This is a genomic window from Pseudomonas oryziphila (assembly GCF_003940825.1).
Taxonomy (GTDB): Bacteria; Pseudomonadota; Gammaproteobacteria; order Pseudomonadales; family Pseudomonadaceae; genus Aquipseudomonas; species Aquipseudomonas sichuanensis.
On record NZ_CP034338.1, the window covers coordinates 5,185,044 to 5,202,939 of the forward strand.

General features: G+C 65.3%; 15 protein-coding genes and 1 tRNA gene. 7 read left to right on the forward strand and 9 right to left on the reverse strand.

Annotated elements, in window-relative coordinates; translation table 11 throughout:
- Positions 1-430 precede the first annotated feature (430 nt).
- Positions 431-952 (reverse strand): GNAT family N-acetyltransferase, encoded by a 522-nt coding sequence (locus tag EJA05_RS24215; RefSeq protein ID WP_125860394.1) that lies wholly within the window; start codon positions 950-952, stop codon positions 431-433.
- The gene (locus EJA05_RS24220; protein WP_081100214.1) at positions 910-1,200 is read right to left on the reverse strand and encodes a type II toxin-antitoxin system TacA family antitoxin; all 291 of its coding nucleotides are present in this window, start codon (positions 1,198-1,200) and stop codon (positions 910-912) included. The genes EJA05_RS24215 and EJA05_RS24220 overlap by 43 nt, the downstream gene beginning before the upstream one ends.
- A 383-nt stretch (positions 1,201-1,583) precedes the next feature.
- Here EJA05_RS24220 and EJA05_RS24225 point away from each other — a divergent pair, with 383 nt between their 5' ends.
- Positions 1,584-2,801, forward strand: a complete 1,218-nt coding sequence (locus EJA05_RS24225; RefSeq protein ID WP_125860395.1) for a DUF3422 domain-containing protein — start codon at positions 1,584-1,586, stop codon at positions 2,799-2,801.
- A 100-nt stretch (positions 2,802-2,901) separates the two neighbouring features.
- Here the strand turns inward: EJA05_RS24225 and EJA05_RS24230 are convergent, their stop codons facing one another.
- From EJA05_RS24230 to EJA05_RS24240, 3 genes are all read right to left on the reverse strand, one after another.
- Positions 2,902-5,304 carry a DUF3772 domain-containing protein gene (locus tag EJA05_RS24230; protein ID WP_125860397.1) on the reverse strand — a complete coding sequence of 801 codons (2,403 nt, stop codon included), beginning with the start codon at positions 5,302-5,304 and terminating at the stop codon, positions 2,902-2,904.
- Between the two features lie 54 nt (positions 5,305-5,358).
- Positions 5,359-6,417 (reverse strand): bifunctional DNA-binding transcriptional regulator/O6-methylguanine-DNA methyltransferase Ada, encoded by a 1,059-nt coding sequence (gene ada / locus EJA05_RS24235; RefSeq protein WP_125860399.1) that lies wholly within the window; start codon positions 6,415-6,417, stop codon positions 5,359-5,361.
- 168 nt (positions 6,418-6,585) lie between these two features.
- Complete coding sequence (locus tag EJA05_RS24240) at positions 6,586-7,212, reverse strand: DNA-3-methyladenine glycosylase family protein (protein WP_125860401.1); 627 nt, start codon at positions 7,210-7,212, stop codon at positions 6,586-6,588.
- Between the two features lie 168 nt (positions 7,213-7,380).
- Here EJA05_RS24240 and EJA05_RS24245 point away from each other — a divergent pair, with 168 nt between their 5' ends.
- The 3 genes from EJA05_RS24245 (at position 7,381) to EJA05_RS24255 (ending at position 11,410) form a co-directional block, all read left to right on the forward strand.
- Entirely contained in the window at positions 7,381-7,896 is a 516-nt protein-coding gene (locus EJA05_RS24245) for a sigma-70 family RNA polymerase sigma factor (RefSeq protein WP_125465559.1), read from the forward strand.
- Positions 7,883-8,839, forward strand: coding sequence for a FecR domain-containing protein (locus EJA05_RS24250; RefSeq protein WP_125860403.1), 957 nt, complete (start codon positions 7,883-7,885; stop codon positions 8,837-8,839). Before EJA05_RS24245 ends, EJA05_RS24250 begins: the two co-directional genes overlap by 14 nt.
- Positions 8,840-8,935: 96 nt before the next feature.
- Positions 8,936-11,410 (forward strand): TonB-dependent siderophore receptor, encoded by a 2,475-nt coding sequence (locus EJA05_RS24255; RefSeq protein ID WP_125860405.1) that lies wholly within the window; start codon positions 8,936-8,938, stop codon positions 11,408-11,410.
- 105 nt (positions 11,411-11,515) lie between these two features.
- On the opposite strand, the gene EJA05_RS24260 is transcribed toward EJA05_RS24255, so the two are convergent.
- Complete coding sequence (locus tag EJA05_RS24260; protein WP_110995660.1) at positions 11,516-12,673, reverse strand: MFS transporter; 1,158 nt, start codon at positions 12,671-12,673, stop codon at positions 11,516-11,518.
- A gap of 407 nt (positions 12,674-13,080) precedes the next feature.
- The gene (locus EJA05_RS24265; RefSeq protein ID WP_125860407.1) at positions 13,081-14,295 is read right to left on the reverse strand and encodes an MFS transporter; all 1,215 of its coding nucleotides are present in this window, start codon (positions 14,293-14,295) and stop codon (positions 13,081-13,083) included.
- A gap of 197 nt (positions 14,296-14,492) precedes the next feature.
- Here EJA05_RS24265 and EJA05_RS24270 point away from each other — a divergent pair, with 197 nt between their 5' ends.
- Both EJA05_RS24270 and EJA05_RS24275 read left to right on the forward strand, forming a co-directional pair.
- Complete coding sequence (locus EJA05_RS24270) at positions 14,493-15,425, forward strand: FecR family protein (protein WP_223811873.1); 933 nt, start codon at positions 14,493-14,495, stop codon at positions 15,423-15,425.
- A gap of 96 nt (positions 15,426-15,521) precedes the next feature.
- Positions 15,522-15,598, forward strand: a tRNA-Met gene (locus EJA05_RS24275).
- A gap of 54 nt (positions 15,599-15,652) precedes the next feature.
- Here EJA05_RS24275 and EJA05_RS24280 read toward each other — a convergent pair.
- Positions 15,653-16,270, reverse strand: a complete 618-nt coding sequence (locus EJA05_RS24280) for a LysE family translocator (protein ID WP_125860409.1) — start codon at positions 16,268-16,270, stop codon at positions 15,653-15,655.
- Positions 16,271-16,453: 183 nt separating this feature from the next.
- Here EJA05_RS24280 and EJA05_RS24285 point away from each other — a divergent pair, with 183 nt between their 5' ends.
- Positions 16,454-17,359, forward strand: a complete 906-nt coding sequence (locus tag EJA05_RS24285; RefSeq protein WP_125860411.1) for a LysR substrate-binding domain-containing protein — start codon at positions 16,454-16,456, stop codon at positions 17,357-17,359.
- On the opposite strand, the gene EJA05_RS24290 is transcribed toward EJA05_RS24285, so the two are convergent.
- Positions 17,299-17,883 (reverse strand): D-Ala-D-Ala carboxypeptidase family metallohydrolase, encoded by a 585-nt coding sequence (locus EJA05_RS24290; protein ID WP_125860413.1) that lies wholly within the window; start codon positions 17,881-17,883, stop codon positions 17,299-17,301. The genes EJA05_RS24285 and EJA05_RS24290 overlap by 61 nt on opposite strands.
- Between the last annotated feature and the right edge of the window lie 13 nt (positions 17,884-17,896).

The following is a 17,896-nucleotide window of genomic DNA, read 5'->3' on the forward strand; positions in this document are numbered from 1 at the left end:
GTAGGCGTCCCGTTCAAGGGCTTGGGGAGGCTGGCAGGTGTTCGCCGATGCTTTTTCAGCGCCTGTGAGACCGAGCGCCGCCCGCGCGGCGCATCGCTGGCAAGCCAGCTCCCACATCTGTTTCGGGCCAATCAGTCCTGTGAAAGTACCGGCGCCTGCCTTGGTGCATGCCTTGAGTCATGTGGGGCGGCGGCAACGCCCACACTGCAACCGCGTCGTACCACCAAAGCGGACAGTGATGACCCCGCTGAAGTAACTGGCCCTAAACAAACTGTGGGAGCTGGCTTGCCAGCGATGCGCCGCGCAGGCGGCGCTCGATCTGACAGGCGCTACAAGGGCCGCGGCCGGCACCTGCTGGCCCTCACTCGGTCAACAGCCCTCGTGCCCAGGGCCCCAGAAAGGCCTTTTGCTTTAAGCCGACAGGCGAGTCTCACCGAAGTGCAAGCATCATCGTCTTCGGTGACAGCTGTGGACAGGCTGCGAACCCCGCAGTTTTGGCATAGAAGCGCTCCAGACGCTCATCAAGCGGGTGCACGATCATTGCAACACATCCGACGATCTCGGACGCAACCAGAGCTCTCTCGACAGCGTCCTGCAACAGGTCCGTGGCGACCCCTTGCCCAGCAGCTCTCAGGGTTACGCCCATTCGCCCCAGTACCACCACCGGCAAATCAATTGGGGCATTGCGTCGCACACTTGCGGGAGAACCATGAGCACGCGCCACAGACCCCGTCGAAAGCGTGTAGTAACCGGCCACAATCGACGTGCCCTTGAAGCAGGTGACATACACCACCGCGTGCTTCGCTATCTGCGCCTTGTAAGCCTTTTCACGGAGGTAGCCATTGATCGACGCCTCTCCACAGTCGAACTGACCTAGCTCATGAAAGGCTTCGAGCTTCTGCGGAGCGCTCAGCTCCAGCGCTTCGGCCTTGCCAACAGCTTCTTCACGCATTCATTGCTCCTGATGGGGCTGTCTTCAAGCGCCTGGGTGAATTGATCGAAGGCTTCGTCATCAAGCAGGAACAACCGACGCTCCATCAGTACTTCCTCAGCACGTCGGCAAGCCGCATCGAGCACGAAGCTGGTGCGGTCACCGCCCACAATCTCCACGGCGGCATCGATGAGGTCTCTGCGATGCTCGGCCACTCTCATGTTCAACGGTACGGCCTTGCTCCGATCCTTGATCTGTAAATCGCTCATTGGTGACTCCCAGCCCATCCCACGGGGCACTGAATCGACGAAGGATATCGACCAGACAAAGGCTACTCCGGCGTAACGCAAATGTATAGCCAGATATCAATTTACGTTACGCTTAGACTGCTCATGTCGAGGCTTAGATTGACCTTGCTCGCTTTGGCTTGCACGTCAGGACATTCTGAGATTGGAACCAGTTGCTTCAACTGCGTCACGGCTACAGGGTGCAGGGCGAATGCCTTGCAGCGCTCTTGAGATCGAGCGCCGCCCACGCGGCGCATCGCTTAGGGGCCCTCACCCAATCATCCATCTCCCCCGTGACTTTTCCCCCGCCCCGCAAAGTCCCACCTCCTGGTAGCCCCATAACCACAACACCAGGCCAGCCTTCCATGCACCCTCAACGCACCACCTTGCACAACGAACTGCACGCCCGCCCGTCGCTGTATTTCGACGGCCCGGCCCATGTCTTCCACCTCGCCCTGCTCGGCGGCGACGCGGCCTGCCAGTCGCTGCTGCAACGCTGCTGCCCCGAAGCGCCCGACCCGTACGCGGCCCAAGGCATCACCCAGCTCGACGGCCATCCATTCAAATGGGAACGGCATACCGAGTTCTTCACCCTGACCCTGGTCGTGCCCTGCGCCAGCAGCGACAGCGACTGGCAGGTGCTGCCAGACGTGCTGGCCAAGGCCATCGCCCCGCAGGCAGCGCAGGTGATCAACGCGGTGCAGGTGCTGGTGCGCGATGAACAGGGCCTGGACCTCACTCGCTACGGTTTCAAGGACCCTTGCGGCTCCTGCGTCGGCGGTGGCGATGCCGCGGTATGGAGCGACTTCCGCCTGACCGCCGACGGCAGCAACCGGTTCCTGTTCATCAACCGCCGCCTCAACGCCTACCGCCAGGGCCGCATGATCCGCCGCCTGCTGGAGATCGAGACCTACCGCATGATGGCCTCGCTGACCCTGGACACGGCGAAGACCCTGAGCCACGAACTGGACGCCTTCGACAAGACCCTGGTGAGCCTGTCCGAACGCGGCGCCAGCGCCGCCGGGCATGACTCCAAGGCGTTGCTCGAAGCCATCGCCCTGCTGTCGCGCCAGGTGGTCAGCCGCACGGTGAAGACCCGCCACCGCTTCGGTGCCACCCAGGCCTATGCGCAACTGGTGTTCGAGCGCCTGGGCGAATTGCGCGAAAGCCATGTAGGTGATTGCCAGCGCCTGGGGGTGTTCATCGAGCGGCGCTTCAAGCCGACCGTGCGCTACTGCGCGGCCACCGAACAGCGCCTGGAGCAACTGGCGAAGAACGTGGCCAACCTCGGCGACCTGTTGCAGGCGCGGGTGCAGGTGGAGATGGAAGAACAGAATGCCGGGATCCTGCAAAGCCTCAATGCCCGGGCCGATGCCCAGGTGAAGATCCAGCGGGCGGTGGAAGGCTTGTCGATCATTGCGATCACCTACTACCTGCTGAACCTGTTCAAGCTGCTGTATGGCGGGCTGAATGTACTGGGCGCGGGGCTGGCGGCGCGGGAGGCGTTGCTGGGGATGGCGCCGCCGGTGCTGCTGGTATTGCTGGTGATCTTGCTGCGCATCAGGCGCGCCAAGCAGCACTGAACAAGCCATCGCGGGGCAAGTCGCATCGGCGCACCGCCGCTCCCACGCCAAACTTGTGGCCGCGACGGTGCGTGGGAGCGGGCTTGCCCCGCGATGATCGTTACGCCAGCTCGTCGGCCGGCCGGCCATTCTCCTGCACCAGCACCATGGTCTGCTGCGAGGACAGGGCGATGCCTTCATCGCGCAGGCGCCCGAGGATGGTGAACAGCAGATCACTGCGGGTGCTCGACACTTGCCGCGGCGAAGCCACGTAACCGCTTACGCCAATCACCATGCCACTGCTGGTCAGGTCCTTGAACGTCACCGAACAGGCCGGCGCATCGAGGATCGACTCGTGCTCGTGGTAGGCCGCCAGCAACACTTCGCGCACCTTGGCAGGGTCGGTCTCCAGCGGCAGCGTGAGGGTGATGCCGACCACCCCGAGGGCATTGGCCATGGTCACGTTGCGCACGTTCTGCGAAATGAACTGCGAGTTGGGCACGATCACCGTCGAGCGGTCGGACATCTGGATCTCGGTGGCGCGCACGTTGATGCGGCGGATATCACCCTCCACACCCGCCAGGCTGACCCAGTCGCCCACTTTCACCGGGCGCTCGGTCAGCAGGATCAGGCCGGAGATGAAGTTCTGCACGATCTGCTGCAGGCCAAAACCGATACCGACCGACAGCGCACTGACCACCCAGGTCAGGCTGGTCAGGTTGATGTGCAGGGTGGACATCACCAGCATGGCCAGGAACAGGAAGCCCAGGTAACCCACCAGGGTCACCAGGGAGGCACGCATGCCGGCGTCCATATCGGTTTCGGGCAGCAGGCGATCGCTGAGCCAGCGCTTGACCACGCGAATGGCGAACCAGCCACCGATGAAGATGGCCACGGCCATCAGGATGTCCTGAGGCACGATGTTCAGGTTGCCGAGCACCTTGCCGCCGGTGCCGTCCCAGTCGGCCAGGCTCAGCAGCAGCTCACCCGGGCTGGTGCCCGATGGCATGAATACCAGCAAGGCAGCGGCGAACAGCAGCACAGTGCGGCCGATACCGGCCAGGATGGTGCTGGCCTGGGCCTGGTGGCGCTGTTGCAGGCCCAACGCCGAAGCCAGCGCCAGGCCGCCGGGCTGGCGTGGCGAAAGCAAGGTTTCGCAGAGATCGCCGAACACCGTGACCAGCAGGTAGGCACACACGGTGACCACGCTGATCCACAGCAACTTGGCCGTGAGGAAGTAGGCCAACGTCAGGTAGCCGGCCACCAGCGCCAGCAGGATCGCCACCACCCACACCACGATCACGAACGGGATCAGCCCGGTCAGGCCTTTGGGGCGTTCCAGGCCGTGCTGGCGACGGGCGCGGCGGTAGCACACCAGCGCAGCCACGAACAGCAGCGACACCACCAGCGCGGTCAGGCCGTTGGTGGCCAGGGTCAGCGCCAGGCTGGTACCGATCACGCTGTTGATGCGCTCCATGGTGAGCATCACCATCAGCGTCAGGGCCAGCACCTTGGGGAACCAGCCCAGGGCGCTGGCCACTTCGTCGGCAATCGGCGGCAGGCGCCACGACGGGCGCTGCAGCATCAGCATGGCGCGGCCCAGGCCCGAGATGAAGGCGCTGAACACCACCAGGGTGAGGACATGGTTGGTCAGGCTGGCCAGGTCGGTGCCCAGCTCGGCGCTGCTTTCCAGGCCCCAGCGCAGCAACGACACCGAGCCGGAGATGGTGCCCAGGGTCGCCAGGCTGACGCTCACGGCCAGGGCGCTGCGGCGCAGCCGGCCTTCGGGCAGCCAGCGCACCATGGCATCGGCCAGCAACCGTTCGAGCACCCGGCGCACCAGGGTCCAGACCAGCACTGCGGCCACCAGGGCGCTGATGAACAACCAGCGGTGCTCGGCGCTGAACGCGCTGGCCATGGCGTCGGCGGCCTCTGCGCGCAGGTCGCGCAGGCGGGCCACGTCGTCATCGGTGGGACGGATCAGGCTCGACCAGAACGCCGGGCTCAGCGGGCTGGCGGCGCGGCTGGTGATCTGCGAGTTGAACAGGCTGCGGCGCAGGTTGACGATCTGCGTGGACAGGTCACGGGCCGACTGGGCCAGCGCGGTGGTGTCCTTCTGCTCGGCAAGCACCGCGTTCTTCTGATCGGTCAGTTGCTTGCGCTGGCGGGTCAGGCTCTCGGCCTCTTCCGGCATCGGCGGGCCGAGCACGTTGAGCTGATCGTCCAGGCGCTGCACATCGGCGGCACGCGCGGTGACCAGTACATCGGCCTGACGCTGCACCTGCAGGGCCGATTGGCGCAACTGCGCGAGCAGGTCGTCGTTGGCGTTGCTGGTGACGCCCTGGCGGATCTGGTCGAGCCGTTCGCTCAGCTCTTCCAGGCCAGCGTTCTCGTCCAGCACCTGCTGCTCGGCCACGGCCAGCCGCGACACCGGGGTGACTGGAGCAGCCCAGGCGGGTACGGCCACCCACAGTAGCAGGGCCAAAATCCCCACATAGAATCGGTCAAGGCTGACACGCCTCATCGAATATTCCTCTATACAACTCGACAGGGCGTGAATTCTACGCGGTCCGGCCGCTCAGGAGGGTGCCGTTTCTCGGGCCAGCAGCTGGCGTTTGCGCTCCACCCCCCAACGGTAGCCGCTGAGGTCGCCATCGCGACGCACCACGCGGTGGCAAGGGATGGCCACCGCGATCGCGTTGGCCGCGCAGGCCTGGGCCACGGCGCGCACGGCCTTGGGCGCGCCGATGCGCTCGGCGATGTCGGTGTAGCTGACCCGGCTGCCCGCCGGCACTTCGCGCAAGGCCTGCCAGACCCGCTCCTGGAACGCCGTGCCCTGCACATCCAATGGCAGCGCCAGGCCCAGCGCCGGGGCTTCGACAAAGCCGATAACCTCGGCAACCAGGCGCTCGAAGGCGGCATCGCCACCGATCAGCTGGGCTTTGGGGAATTTGTCCTGCAGGTCCTGGAGCAACGGCTCGGGTTCATCGCCCAACAGGATCGCGCAGATGCCGCGCTCGCTCTGCGCCACCAGGATCGCCCCCAGTGAACACTGGGCGAGGGCAAAGCGGATGGTCGCGCCCTGCCCGCCGGCCCGGTACTCACGGGGGCGCATGCCCAGGCGCTCGGCGGCACTTTCATAGAAGCGGCTGTTGGAGTTGTAGCCGGCGTCATAGATGGCCTCGGTGACACTGCCGGCAGCCTCCAGCCCCTCGCGCAGGCGCCGGGCGCGAAAGGCTGAGGCATAGGCCTTGGGGGTAAGGCCGGTTTCGGCCCTGAACAGGCGGTGCAGATGGAAGGGGCTGAGGTTCAGGTCGGCGCCCAGCTGCTCGAGGTTGGGTGCCGTGTCGCTGGCTTCGATCAGGCGGCAGGCGCGGGCCACCACTTCGCTGCGGCGTACCGCGTGGGTGCCACCTGCACAGCGTTTGCAGGCACGGTAACCGGCCGCCTCGGCTTGCTGGGCGTCATTGAAGAACTCGACGTTCTGGCGTTTGGCCAGGCGCGACGAGCAGGCCGGCTGGCAGTACACGCCGGTGGTGCGCACGGCGTAGACGAAGTGGCCGGTGGCTGCGCTGTCGCGGGTTTGCACGGCGTGCCAGCGCTCGGCGTCGGTGGTGTAGGGGGGGACGAGGATCATGGCGTCGCTCCTTTGATTCGCTGCAGTTACCTTGCCTGGACAGGCAGAGCGCCGAACTCCGATTCTTGCGGTGATTACACCGGCCTCATCGCGGGGCAAGCCCGCTCCCACGAAGGATCGAGATCTGGCGTGGGAGCGGGCTTGCCCCGCGATAGGGCCGATAGCCAGTCATGCGCGCCACAGATACCAGGCCGCCACCGTCCGGTACGGGCTCCACTGCTCCCCCAACACCCGCATTCGTGCAGGCGTCGGTGCCTTCTCCAGGCCCTTCATCCGCCGATACCCCTCGCGCACGCCAAAGTCATCCACCGGCAGGATATCCGAGCGCTCCAGGCTGTAGATCAGCAGCATCTCCACCGTCCAGCGCCCCACCCCGCGCAGCGTCACCAAGCGCTCGATCAGTGCATCATCGGCCAGGGTCAGTGCTTCGTCGCGGCTGGGCACGATGCCGTCCAGGCTGGCCTGGGCAATGCCCTGCAGGGTCGCGGCCTTGCTGGCGGAAAACCCACAGGCCCGCATCGCCTCCGGCGTGACCCGCAGTAATTGCTCGGGCGCAGGAAAGCACTGCCCGGGAAACAACGCCAGCAATCGCCCAAGAATCGCCTCTGCCGCCCGCGCATGCAGCTGCTGGTAGGCAATTGCCCGCACCAGCGCTTCATAGGGTTCACGCCCCGGGGTGGCGGCATGCAGGCAAGGGCCGGTTGCGGCAATGTGCCGCGACCAGTCCGCATCCTGCCCAGCCAGAAACTCGGCGGCGGCCGTGAAGGCACGGGGCGTAAGGTCTGCAAGGATCATCGGGGGGCTCGAACAGGCTGAAAGACTTCAGCCTAGCGCAACCGCTCATCGGCGAAACGCTCAATCTTGCGCATTGAATCGTTGGCATACCATTGATCTGTCTGCGGTGCCCCGCATAGAATTGAGAACAATTCACAATCACATTAACCGGGCAAGGCTCTCCAGACGATGCAGATCCCTGACACGCTGCAACCGGCCGAAGTCGATCTGCTCTATCGCAATCACCACAGCTGGTTGCGCAACTGGCTCAGCGCCCGCACCGGCTGCCGGGACAACGCCGCCGACCTCGCCCAGGACACCTTCGTGCGCCTGCTCAAGGCGCGCCAGGTTTCACCGCTGAAAGCGCCGCGTGCCTACTTGAGCAGCATTGCCCGTGGCCTGATGATCGACCAGTTTCGCCGCCGCGCCCTGGAAATCGCCTACCTCGAAAGCCTGGCCAATCTGCCGGAACTGCAAGCGCCCAGCGAAGAACAGCGCCTGGTCATCCTCGACACCCTCGAACGCCTCGACAACGCCCTGCACAGCCTCAAGCCCCGCGCGCGCCAGGCCTTCCTCATGGCCCAGCTCGACGGCCTGCCCCTGGCCCAGATCGCCCTGCGCCTGGACGTGTCGCGGGCCACGGTCGAGCGCGACCTGGCCAAGGCCCTGGGCGTCTGCTATCGGTTGCGCTATGCCGACCTCTGACCAGCAGCCCACCCAGGCCCAGGTCGACCAGGCCATCGACTGGCTGGTGAAGCTGCGCTACGACAGCCCCGGCCCGCGTGCCCAGCAACAGTTCCAGCTGTGGCTGGCCAGCCACCCGCAACATACCGAGGCCTGGCGACGGGTCAGCGATCTGAGTGACGAACTGGCCAGCCTGCCCGGGGAGTTGAGCCGTCGCACCCTGGAAGGCAGCGAGCGCCAACGCATGAACCGTCGTGACCACCTGAAGCTGCTGTCGGTACTGGCGCTGGGTGGCACGCTTGGCTGGGCGGCGCGCGAGCCGCTGGGGCTGCCGGCACTGCTGGCCGACAGCAGCACCGCCACGGGTGAGCGCCGCGAGCTGCAGGGCAGCGACGGCAGCCGCATCCGCCTCAACACCGCCAGCGCCATCGACCTGCGCTACAGCGCCGACCTGCGCCAGCTGACACTGGTACGTGGCGAGGTCAGCCTGGACAGCAATGGCAGCGACAATCGCCCGTTCCGTATCGCCACCCCCTTCGCCGCCCTGGCCACCCAGGGCGGCCAACTGCTACTGCGCGAAAACGCCCGGGGTCTGCTGCTGGCAGTACGGCGCGGCGACGTGACGCTGTTCCCCGGCTCTGCCGCAGCCCATCAGGTCAAGCCCGGTGAGGTGGTGCAGGTGCTGGCGGCGGGCAGCTATCAACCGGCCACACTGCACGCTGACCCCTGGGGCTGGACCGATGGCGTGCTCAGCGTGCAGCAGATGCCGCTGGGCGAGTTCGTCGCCGAACTGTCGCGCTACCGCCCGGGCCTGCTGCGCTGCGCGCCGGCGGTGGCCGGGCTGAAGGTGTCCGGCACCTACCAGCTGGCCGATACCGATCAGATCCTGCTGCTGATCGCGCGCAACCTGCCGGTGCGCATCGACTACCGCACGCGTTACTGGGTGAGCATCGATGCCGCGTGAAAAAATCGTGAAAATAAATGAGGTGAAATCTCATTCTCGTCCGGCCTGAAGGAACAAAGCCCGCAAAGTGGTCTTCACAACCTTCAGGAGCGCTTCATGATTCGCCCGTGTGCCCCCCGCAACGACACCCTGCGCAACGCCATACGCGGCGCCGCCCTCGGCCTTGGCCTGGCCACCGTCGGCCTGCTGCCGGTACAGGCCAGCGCCGCGCCGGCCAGCCAGAGCCAGCAACGCGACTGGAACATCCCGGCCGGCCCGCTGGCCGTCGCGCTGGACCAGATGGCGCGCCAGGGCGGGCTGAACCTGTCGTTCGACGCCGACAGCCTGAAGGGCAGGACCACCAACGGCGTGCGCGGCCACTATGACAACGCCCAGGCCCTGCAGATCCTGCTGCATGGCAGTGACGTGCAGATGCAGCAGCAAAGCGAGCAGAGTTTCTTGCTGATCCCGGCACTGGACGCCGGTGATGCCTTGCAGCTGGGCGCCACCAGCATCTCCAGCGACCGCCTGGGTGAAACCACCGAGCACAGCGGCTCCTACACCACCGGCGCGGTGACCATCGGCAAGGCCCCACAGAGCATCCGCCACACCCCGCAGTCGGTCACCGTGGTCACCCGCCAGCGTATCGACGACCAGAACATCACCAACCTCACCAATCTGCTGGAGCAGACCCCGGGCGTGGTGGTCAACCTCACCGACAGCGAGCGGGTGCAGTACTTCGCCCGCGGCTACGCGATCGACGCCATCCAGTACGACGGCGCCACCGTGGTGCAGAGCAGCGGTGGCGGTTCGTTCATCCAGAGCGACTCGGCGATCATCGACCGCGCCGAGATCCTGCGGGGCGCTACCGGCATGCTGCGTGGCGCCGGCAACCCATCGGGCACCGTCAACCTGGTGCGCAAGCGCCCTACCTACGAATTCCAGGGCGAAGGCAGCGTCACCCTGGGCACCTGGGATGCCCAGCGCTATGTCGCCGATATCTCCGGGCCACTGACCGAGACCGGCAATGTGCGCGGCCGGGTGATCGCGGTGCACGACGAGAAAGACCACTTCCAGGCGTCGCGCCAGGAGCGCAAGGACGTGCTGTACGGGGTGATGGCGTTCGACCTGAACGACAGCACCACCCTGACCACCGGCCTTGAATGGACCCAGCTCGACGCCACGGGCGCCTGGGGCAACCTGCCCGCCGACTACGACGGCTCGCCATTGCCGTTCGGCCGCAGCACCTACCTGGGCGCCGACTGGAACCGCTGGAACCGCAGCAACCTGCAGACCTTCGCCGAGCTCGAGCACCGCTTCGACAACGACTGGACCCTCAAGCTGATGGCCCAGCGCACCCACTTCGAGCTGGACGACAACGGTTTCAAGCAGACCTACTTCACCCGCGCCACCGGGGCCGCCAACCCCAGCCGCAACCCCTACCTGATGAACTACCAGGTCACCGAGGGCGATGGCGGCGAGAGCCTGCAGAACAACCTCAGCGCCACGCTCAACGGCCCGTTCGACCTGCTCGGCCGCAGCCACGAGCTGATGCTCGGCGTGGAGCGCATCCGCAACGACTCCTATGCCTCGGCCACCAACTTCGTAACCTCCGGGGTGTTCGACATCCGCACCTGGGACCCGAAAACCAGCCTGGCCAACCCGAACATCAACATCACCGCCCACCCGGTGCGCACCCGCACCACCCAGGAAGGAGCCTACGCCACCTGGCGCATCTCCCTGGCCGATCCGCTCACCGCGATCATCGGCGCGCGCGCCAACTGGTATGACTACGAGCAGGAAAACAACACCAAGGCCAATGGCAAATTCAGCGTCGACAACGAGATCGTGCCGTACGCCGCGCTGATCTATGACCTGAACGACAACTTCAGCACCTACGCCAGCTACACCGAGATTTTCAACCCGCAGACCAACACCGACGCCGCAGGCTCAGTGCTCGAACCTGTGACCGGCGAAGCCTACGAGACCGGGATCAAGGGCGAGTTCTACGACGGGCGCCTGAACACCTCGCTGGCGTTCTTCCGCATCTACCAGGTGGGCAACGCGCTGGACGACATCAGCGGCCCCAACCCGTGCCTGCCCAACTACACCAGCGGCTACTGCAAGGTGGCCGCGGGCAAGAACCGCAGCCAGGGCTTCGAGCTGGAGATCTCCGGCGAAGTGCTGCCAGGCTGGAACCTCAGCGGTGGCTACACCTACAACACCACCGAATACCTGAAGGACACCACGGGCAACAACGGCAACCCGATCCGCACCACCGACCCCAAGCGCCTGTTGCGCCTGTTCACCAGCTACCGCCTGCCGGGCGAGCTGCAGGCCTGGACCGTGGGTGGCGGGGTGCAGGCGCAAAGCGACATCTACAACCGCAGCGGCACCGCCGAGGCCTCGCAGTCGGGCTATGCGGTGTACAACGCGATGGTCAACTACCGCTTCAACGACAACTATTCGCTGCAGTTGAACGCCAATAACCTGTTCGACAAGAAGTACTACCGCCAAGTGGCGCCGACGCCGACCGGGTATTACTGGGGGGATCCGCGCAATGTGTCGGTGACCCTGCGCGGCACGTTCTGACTGGCGCTGCCTGAGCGATCGTATTCGCGGCTGAAGCCGCTCCCACAGGGCCTGCGCATGTCCTGTGGGAGCGGCTTCAGCCGCGAAGAGGCCGGCACAAGAGGATCAGTCCGCCACTGCCTCCAACCGCCCCACCCGCCGGTACGCCTGCCGGGCAAAACACACGAACAGCCCGGCCATCAGCGCCAGCGCCATGGGCAAGCCATGGGGCGCCACATCCATCGCCGCGCCACTGACCAACGGCCCGACCAGGCTACCCACGCCCCACAGCAAGCCGACACTGGCATTGGCCGTGACCAGGTCCTGCCCTTTGAAGCGCTGGCCGATCAGCACCAGCGCCAAGGTATAGATGCCGCCCGCCACGGCGCCCAGTACCACCAGCAGCGGCCACAACAGCCAGGTCATCTGCAGCAGCCACGGCAGGCCGATGCCGATGCTCATCGCCACCAACCCGCACACCAGGTGCAGCCCGGTACGCTCGACCCGGTCGGCCAGCCAGCCCAGGGGCAACTGGAAAATCATGTCGCCGGCGAACACCACGGTCACCATCAACGCCGCCACGCCCACGGCAAAACCATGGCTGGTGGCATACACCGGCAGCAGCGACAGCACCACGGCATCGAAGAACGAGAAGAACAGCACCGCCATGCAAAGCGCCGGGGCGACGCGGAAGAAGCCGGCCAGGCCGAAGCTCTTCTCGCCTTCCTCGTGTTCGACATGGTCGTTGGGCACGGTGAACAGGATGCACAGCAGGGCCAGGCCATAGCAGGCGGTGACGATGTAGGTGAGCCACGGGCTGTCGGCGCCGAGCAGCGCCAGCAGCGCCGGCCCCAGCACCTGGAAGCCGGTGAAGCTGGTGGCGTACAGGGCCATGATCTTGCCGCGGTTGTGGTCCGGGCACAGCTCGTTGACCCACGACTCGCCGAGGATGATCGCGATGCCCATGCCGATGCCCAGACCCAGGCGCAGCAGCGCCAGCCACAGCATCGAGTCGAAGGCCCACTCCAGCAGGGCGATGCTCAGGGTGCACAGGCTGAAGCTGAGCAGGTAGATGGTGCGCCGGGTCAGGTGCTTGCAGCAGGCATCGACCATGAACGCCGAGAGCATCATGCCCGCCGCGGGGATCGCCGAAATGATGCCGATCTCCAGGGTTCCCGCCCCGGCCTCGTGCAGGCGCAACGACACCAGCGGCAGGCTCGCCCCAAGGCTGAAACCCACCACCGACACGGCGAACAACAGGCCCGCCAACAAACGCATGTTCATGTACCACTCCTTGCCCGCCGGCGCGCAGGGGCTGTGGCCCTGGCCGGCGGTTGAATCCACTGAAAAATGATCGAACGCAAACGCCCGCCGTCACGCCGGGTAAGGCGCGCAACGCAGGGGCGAGAATCAGTTCAGGGCAAGGTGTGGCGAGAAGGTGAAGGCAAACAGCACGCTGCGCCGACGCTTGAGCACCGTGTCGCTCGGCCACGCGCGGCGCGCTGTCGGGGCGACAGGCTGGCGGGGGGAGCTGAAGACATCGGTACGGCGCATCGCTTGAACTACGCAGGTGGAAGAGTGGAGGCGGCACTCTAGGCCAGGGGTGGGCGTTCCGTCAATCGCGGGGCAAGCCCGCTCCCACTGGCCTTGTGCAAGGCTTTCGTGGGAGCGGGCTTGCCCCGCGATGGCATTCAGCGCTTGCCGGTGGATGGCAGGAACACCGCCAACAACCCGAACAACGGCAAGTACGAGCACACCCCGTACACATATTCGATGCCACGCAGGTCGGCCACATACCCCAGCAGCGCCGCGCCGATGCCGCCGAAGCCGAACATCAAGCCGAAGAAGATCCCAGCGATCATCCCCACATTGCCCGGCACCAGCTCCTGGGCATACACCACGATGGCCGAGAAGGCCGAGGCGAGGATGAAGCCGATCACCACGCTGAGCACGGTGGTCCAGAACAGGTCGGCATAGGGCAGCGCCAGGGTGAACGGCGCCACGCCCAGGATCGAGAACCAGATCACCGCCTTGCGCCCGATACGGTCACCGATCGGCCCGCCGAAGAAGGTGCCGGCGGCCACCGCGCCAAGGAACAGGAACAGGTGCAGTTGGGAGCTGGCCACCGACAGCTGGAACTTCTCGATCAGGTAGAAGGTGAAGTAGCTGGTGAAGCTGGCCATATAGAAGTACTTGGAGAACACCAGCAGGCCCAGCACCAGCAGCGCCATCATCACCCGTTGGCGCGAGATGCCATGGGTGGCCTGCGCCGCCTTGCGCGCCTTGGCCTGGTTGAGGTGTTCCTTGTACCAGCGGCGCAGCATCAGGGTGACGGCGAAGAACAGCAGCCCAGCCACGCCAAACCAGGCCACGTGGCTCTGGCCGAACGGGATGACGATGGCCGCCGCCAGCAGCGGGCCGAACGCGGAACCGGCGTTGCCGCCGACCTGGAAGGTCGACTGGGCCAGGCCGAAGCGCCCGCCCGAGGCCAGCCGGGCAATGCGCGAGGTCTCGGGGTGGAAGGTCGACGAGCCGATGCCCACCAGCGCCGAGGCCAGCAGGATCATCGGGAAGCTGCCGACGAACGCCAGCATGACGATGCCCACCAGGGTGCACAGGGTGCCCAGGGGCAGCAGGTTCGGCGTCGGCCGCTTGTCGGTGAAGAAGCCCACCCAGGGCTGCAGCAGCGAGGCGGTGACCTGGAAGGTCAAAGTGATCAGGCCGATCTGGGCGAAGCTCAGGTTGTAGTTGGCCTTGAGCATCGGGTAGATGGCCGGTAGCACCGACTGGATCAGGTCGTTGATCAGGTGCGCCAGGGCGCAGAAGGTGATGATGCGCATCACCAGCGGGTTGGCCTGGCTGGCCGTGCTGCTGGCGCTGGCGGTTTGGGTGCTGCTGGTGGCCATGGGCTGGATGTCCGTGCGCAGGATGGGATCCGATTATCATGAAACAAATAGATACGAAGCTACCTTTTTATTTTTTTCAGGAGCGCTTCCTGATGTAACGTACTTGTAAATGGTTCTCAATATATTTAGCATCCTCAGGCCTCACCTCCCGTAAACGCTGGGCAAAACTGCCCCGCCCTTGCGAGTAGAACCATCCCATGAGCCCGATGCCCGCCTTGCAGCCACAGCCCGACCCCGAGCAGGAAGCGTTGGACTGGTTCTCGCGCCTGCGCCAGCCCGGCTGTGACGACACGCTGCGTCAGGCCTTCGCCAACTGGTGCCAGGACCCACTCAACGCCAGGGCGTATGCCCAGCTCGAAGCTTACTGGCAGCAACTGCAGGTGCCGGCTGCCCGGCCACGCCCGCGGGTCGCCAAGGCCCGCCGCAGTCGCAGCGGGTTGTATCTGGGGTTGCTGTTCCTGATGCTGCTGGCGACCCTGGCATGGCTCTTCTGGCCACACATGCAGCGCCTGGCCAGCGAGTTGCACACCGGTAGCGGCGAACGGCGCAGCGTGCGCCTGGCCGATGGCTCGACCCTGCACCTGGACAGCGCCAGCGCGATCAACGTCGACTTGCGCGATCGCACCCGCCGGCTGCACCTGGTGCAGGGCCAGATATCCCTGGAAGTGATGCTCGATGGCCGGGCCCTGGAAGTGCAGGTGGATGATGCACGTATCCAGGTGTTCGGCACCCGCCTGCAGATCACCCGCTACAGCGACCATGACGAACTGCTGGTATCGAGTGGCAAGGCCGCCGTCCTGCAGGGCGGCGACCAGCGCATGGTCAGTGCCGGGGAACGGGTGACCTTCACCGACAGCCACATCAACCCGGTGGAAAAGATCGACAGCAAAGCCGCCGATGCCTGGCGCAATGGCCGTTTGCAGGTCAGCCAAAGGCCCCTGGCCGAGGTGCTCGAACGCCTGGCGGCTTATCAGGGGCAACGCGTGTGGCTACTGGATGAAGAGGCCGGCCATCGACGGGTGAGTGGCGATTTCGACCTTGATCACCCTTTGCTGAGCCTGGAACAGCTTGCCCGCGACCAGCAGCTGCGCCTGTACAACGTGCTTGGCCAAGGGCTGATCGTCCGTTGAAGCGAGCTTCCCGGCTAAGTTTTTGAAAGGTTGGCAATTTTTTTTAAAAACGTTGTTGACAGGATCGCGATTCGAGCTAATAATGCGCGCCAAGTTGGCTACATAGCTCAGTTGGTTAGAGCATAGCATTCATAATGCTGGGGTCCGGGGTTCAAGTCCCTGTGTAGCCACCACCTTCTAAAAGGGCTTATCGAAAGATAAGCCCTTTTTCTTTGCCTGCGAAAAAGCTACCTCACCCCCGCCACCACCACGGCCAACCCAAGGCCAATCAAAGCCACGCCGATGACCCGATCGACGATGCGCTGGCGCTCGATCATCGCGGCGCGCAGGCCCGCACTGGAGAAGAATACCGCCACCAGGCTGAACCACGCCCAGTGAGCGAGCGACATGAACGCCCCATAGGCGAAGTCCAGCGCCAGCGGGCTACCAGGCTGAACCACCTGGGTGTAGGCACTGACCACGAAGAGCATGGTCTTGGGGTTGAGCGCATTGGTGAGAAAGCCCGTGCGCAGCGCCTTGATGACACCGCCGTCACCACCATCCTGCCCACCTCCCAGGCTGATGCGCGTGGTATTGGTCAGCGACTTGTAGCCCAGGTACACCAGGTAACCCGCCCCCACCACCTTCATCGCCAGGAACAGCACCGGGCTGTGGCTGATGATCACGGCGATACCGAGCACGGTGTACAGCACATGCACCTGCACCCCCATGGCGATACCCAGCGCAGCAGCCAGGCCTGACTTGCGGCCCTGTGCATAACTGCTGCGGGTGACCATGGCGAAGTCGGCGCCTGGGCTGATGACAGCCAGGAGGGTGAAGAGAGCGACGGCGATGAGTTCGTTCACGAACAGGTTTCCTCGATGAAAGTTCACAGAAGATGGGATTATCCTGTTGCCTCGAACGAGTAAAAATCGATTTAAAGTGACGCCAATCTGCTAGTTTTACTCACCTATTTGCATGTAATCGACCGGATGCTGCATTTCGTGGGAGCGGGCTTGCCCCGCGATAGCGCCGGCACAGGACAGCACATGAAACTGCCCCCACTGACCGCCTTTCGATACTTCGACCTCGCCGCCCGCAGCGAAAGCTTCGTGCGCGCCGCCGAGCAGCTGCACGTCACCCACGGCGCCGTCAGCCGCCAGGTTCGCCTGCTGGAGGAAAGCCTTGGGGTGGAGCTGTTCGAGCGACGCAACCGAGCGGTGTTCCTGACCAGCGCCGGCCGCGAGCTGCACGGCACCACCCAGGCGATCTTCGAGCAGCTGGAGAGCACCGTGCAGCGCCTGCAGCAGCAAACCGACGACAAGGTGCTGGTGGTCTCCTGCGAGCCGACCATCGCCATGCGCTGGCTGATCCCGCGCCTGCCGCGCTTGCACGCCGCGCACCCTGACCTGCAACTGCACCTGGTGGCGGCGGGTGGCCCGGTGGATTTCGCCCGCGCAGGCGTGGACATGGCCCTGCGCCGGGACGACTTCCACTGGGACCGCCGGCTGTACAGCCTGAAGATCTGCGATGAATGGATCGGCCCAGTGTCCGCCGCAGGCCTTGAAAGCCATCGCCTACTCCACAGCAAGACGCGCCCGGATGCCTGGTCGACCTGGCTGCGCCTGAGCGGTCACCCTGCCGAACACCAGGAGCGCAGCGACTTCGAGCACTTCTACCTGTCGATCCAGGCTGCCAGCGCCGGCCTGGGGCTGGCCATGGCCTCGGCGCTGATGGTCGGCGACGAGCTGGACAACGGCCAGCTACAAGCGCCCTTCGGCTTCCTGCGCGACGGCTCCATCTACCATCTGCTCAGCCCGCACCCTTTGGACGACGGCAGCAAGCGCCAGCGCTTCGCGCAGTGGGTCGGCGCCGAATGCCAGGCGCACCTGGCTCACCTCGGTTTGCTGCAGAACGATGACCCGGCACCACCATCACCGCCCCAGGTACGGTAACCGGCCGTATCGATGTGAATGCGCCCTGACGGATAGCGCCCGAGCCCCATGCTCCAGGCTTGGCCGTGCTGCTGCCAGAAGCTGCACAGCGGATTGGGGTCGGCCCCGGCCGGCAGCAGCAGGTCTACGGCGAAGGCGCGCATATGGGCACTGCTCGGCGCACCGCCGGCGCAGGCATTGAGGCTCGGATCGCGATAGGCCGAGACCACCTCGAACTGGCGCAGGATGCCCTGCTCGTCCAGCGTTTTGATCAGTGACAGCGTCGAGCGCACCGCCGGCCAGTGGCTGGCCGGCGGCACCGCGAACGGCGAGGCGCGGCACTGGCGCCAATCCGAGGCCGAGCGCAACAACTGATGGATCGGCACCACCCCGTACAACCGCGCATCCACCAGCATTTCCCGGAACCTGCGGTTTTCGTGATCCCCCGCCCATTGAGCGAACATCCACACATCGCGCTCGTCGGCCTGGGCTACGCCCATGCAGGAAAGCACCCCCGCCAATAGCCATGCCTTGCCGCTTTTCATCGCCCCACCTCTT

Bases quoted from the DNA above. Each gene is read 5' to 3' on its own strand.
- EJA05_RS24215 (WP_125860394.1), bottom strand. From the start codon at position 952: ATGCGTGAAGAAGCTGTTGGCAAGGCCGAAGCGCTGGAGCTGAGCGCT.
- EJA05_RS24220 (WP_081100214.1), bottom strand. From the start codon at position 1,200: ATGAGCGATTTACAGATCAAGGATCGGAGCAAGGCCGTACCGTTGAAC.
- EJA05_RS24225 (WP_125860395.1), top strand. From the start codon at position 1,584: ATGCACCCTCAACGCACCACCTTGCACAACGAACTGCACGCCCGCCCG.
- EJA05_RS24230 (WP_125860397.1), bottom strand. From the start codon at position 5,304: ATGAGGCGTGTCAGCCTTGACCGATTCTATGTGGGGATTTTGGCCCTG.
- ada (WP_125860399.1), bottom strand. From the start codon at position 6,417: ATGATCCTCGTCCCCCCCTACACCACCGACGCCGAGCGCTGGCACGCC.
- EJA05_RS24240 (WP_125860401.1), bottom strand. From the start codon at position 7,212: ATGATCCTTGCAGACCTTACGCCCCGTGCCTTCACGGCCGCCGCCGAG.
- EJA05_RS24245 (WP_125465559.1), top strand. From the start codon at position 7,381: ATGCAGATCCCTGACACGCTGCAACCGGCCGAAGTCGATCTGCTCTAT.
- EJA05_RS24250 (WP_125860403.1), top strand. From the start codon at position 7,883: ATGCCGACCTCTGACCAGCAGCCCACCCAGGCCCAGGTCGACCAGGCC.
- EJA05_RS24255 (WP_125860405.1), top strand. From the start codon at position 8,936: ATGATTCGCCCGTGTGCCCCCCGCAACGACACCCTGCGCAACGCCATA.
- EJA05_RS24260 (WP_110995660.1), bottom strand. From the start codon at position 12,673: ATGAACATGCGTTTGTTGGCGGGCCTGTTGTTCGCCGTGTCGGTGGTG.
- EJA05_RS24265 (WP_125860407.1), bottom strand. From the start codon at position 14,295: ATGGCCACCAGCAGCACCCAAACCGCCAGCGCCAGCAGCACGGCCAGC.
- EJA05_RS24270 (WP_223811873.1), top strand. From the start codon at position 14,493: ATGAGCCCGATGCCCGCCTTGCAGCCACAGCCCGACCCCGAGCAGGAA.
- EJA05_RS24285 (WP_125860411.1), top strand. From the start codon at position 16,454: ATGAAACTGCCCCCACTGACCGCCTTTCGATACTTCGACCTCGCCGCC.
- EJA05_RS24290 (WP_125860413.1), bottom strand. From the start codon at position 17,883: ATGAAAAGCGGCAAGGCATGGCTATTGGCGGGGGTGCTTTCCTGCATG.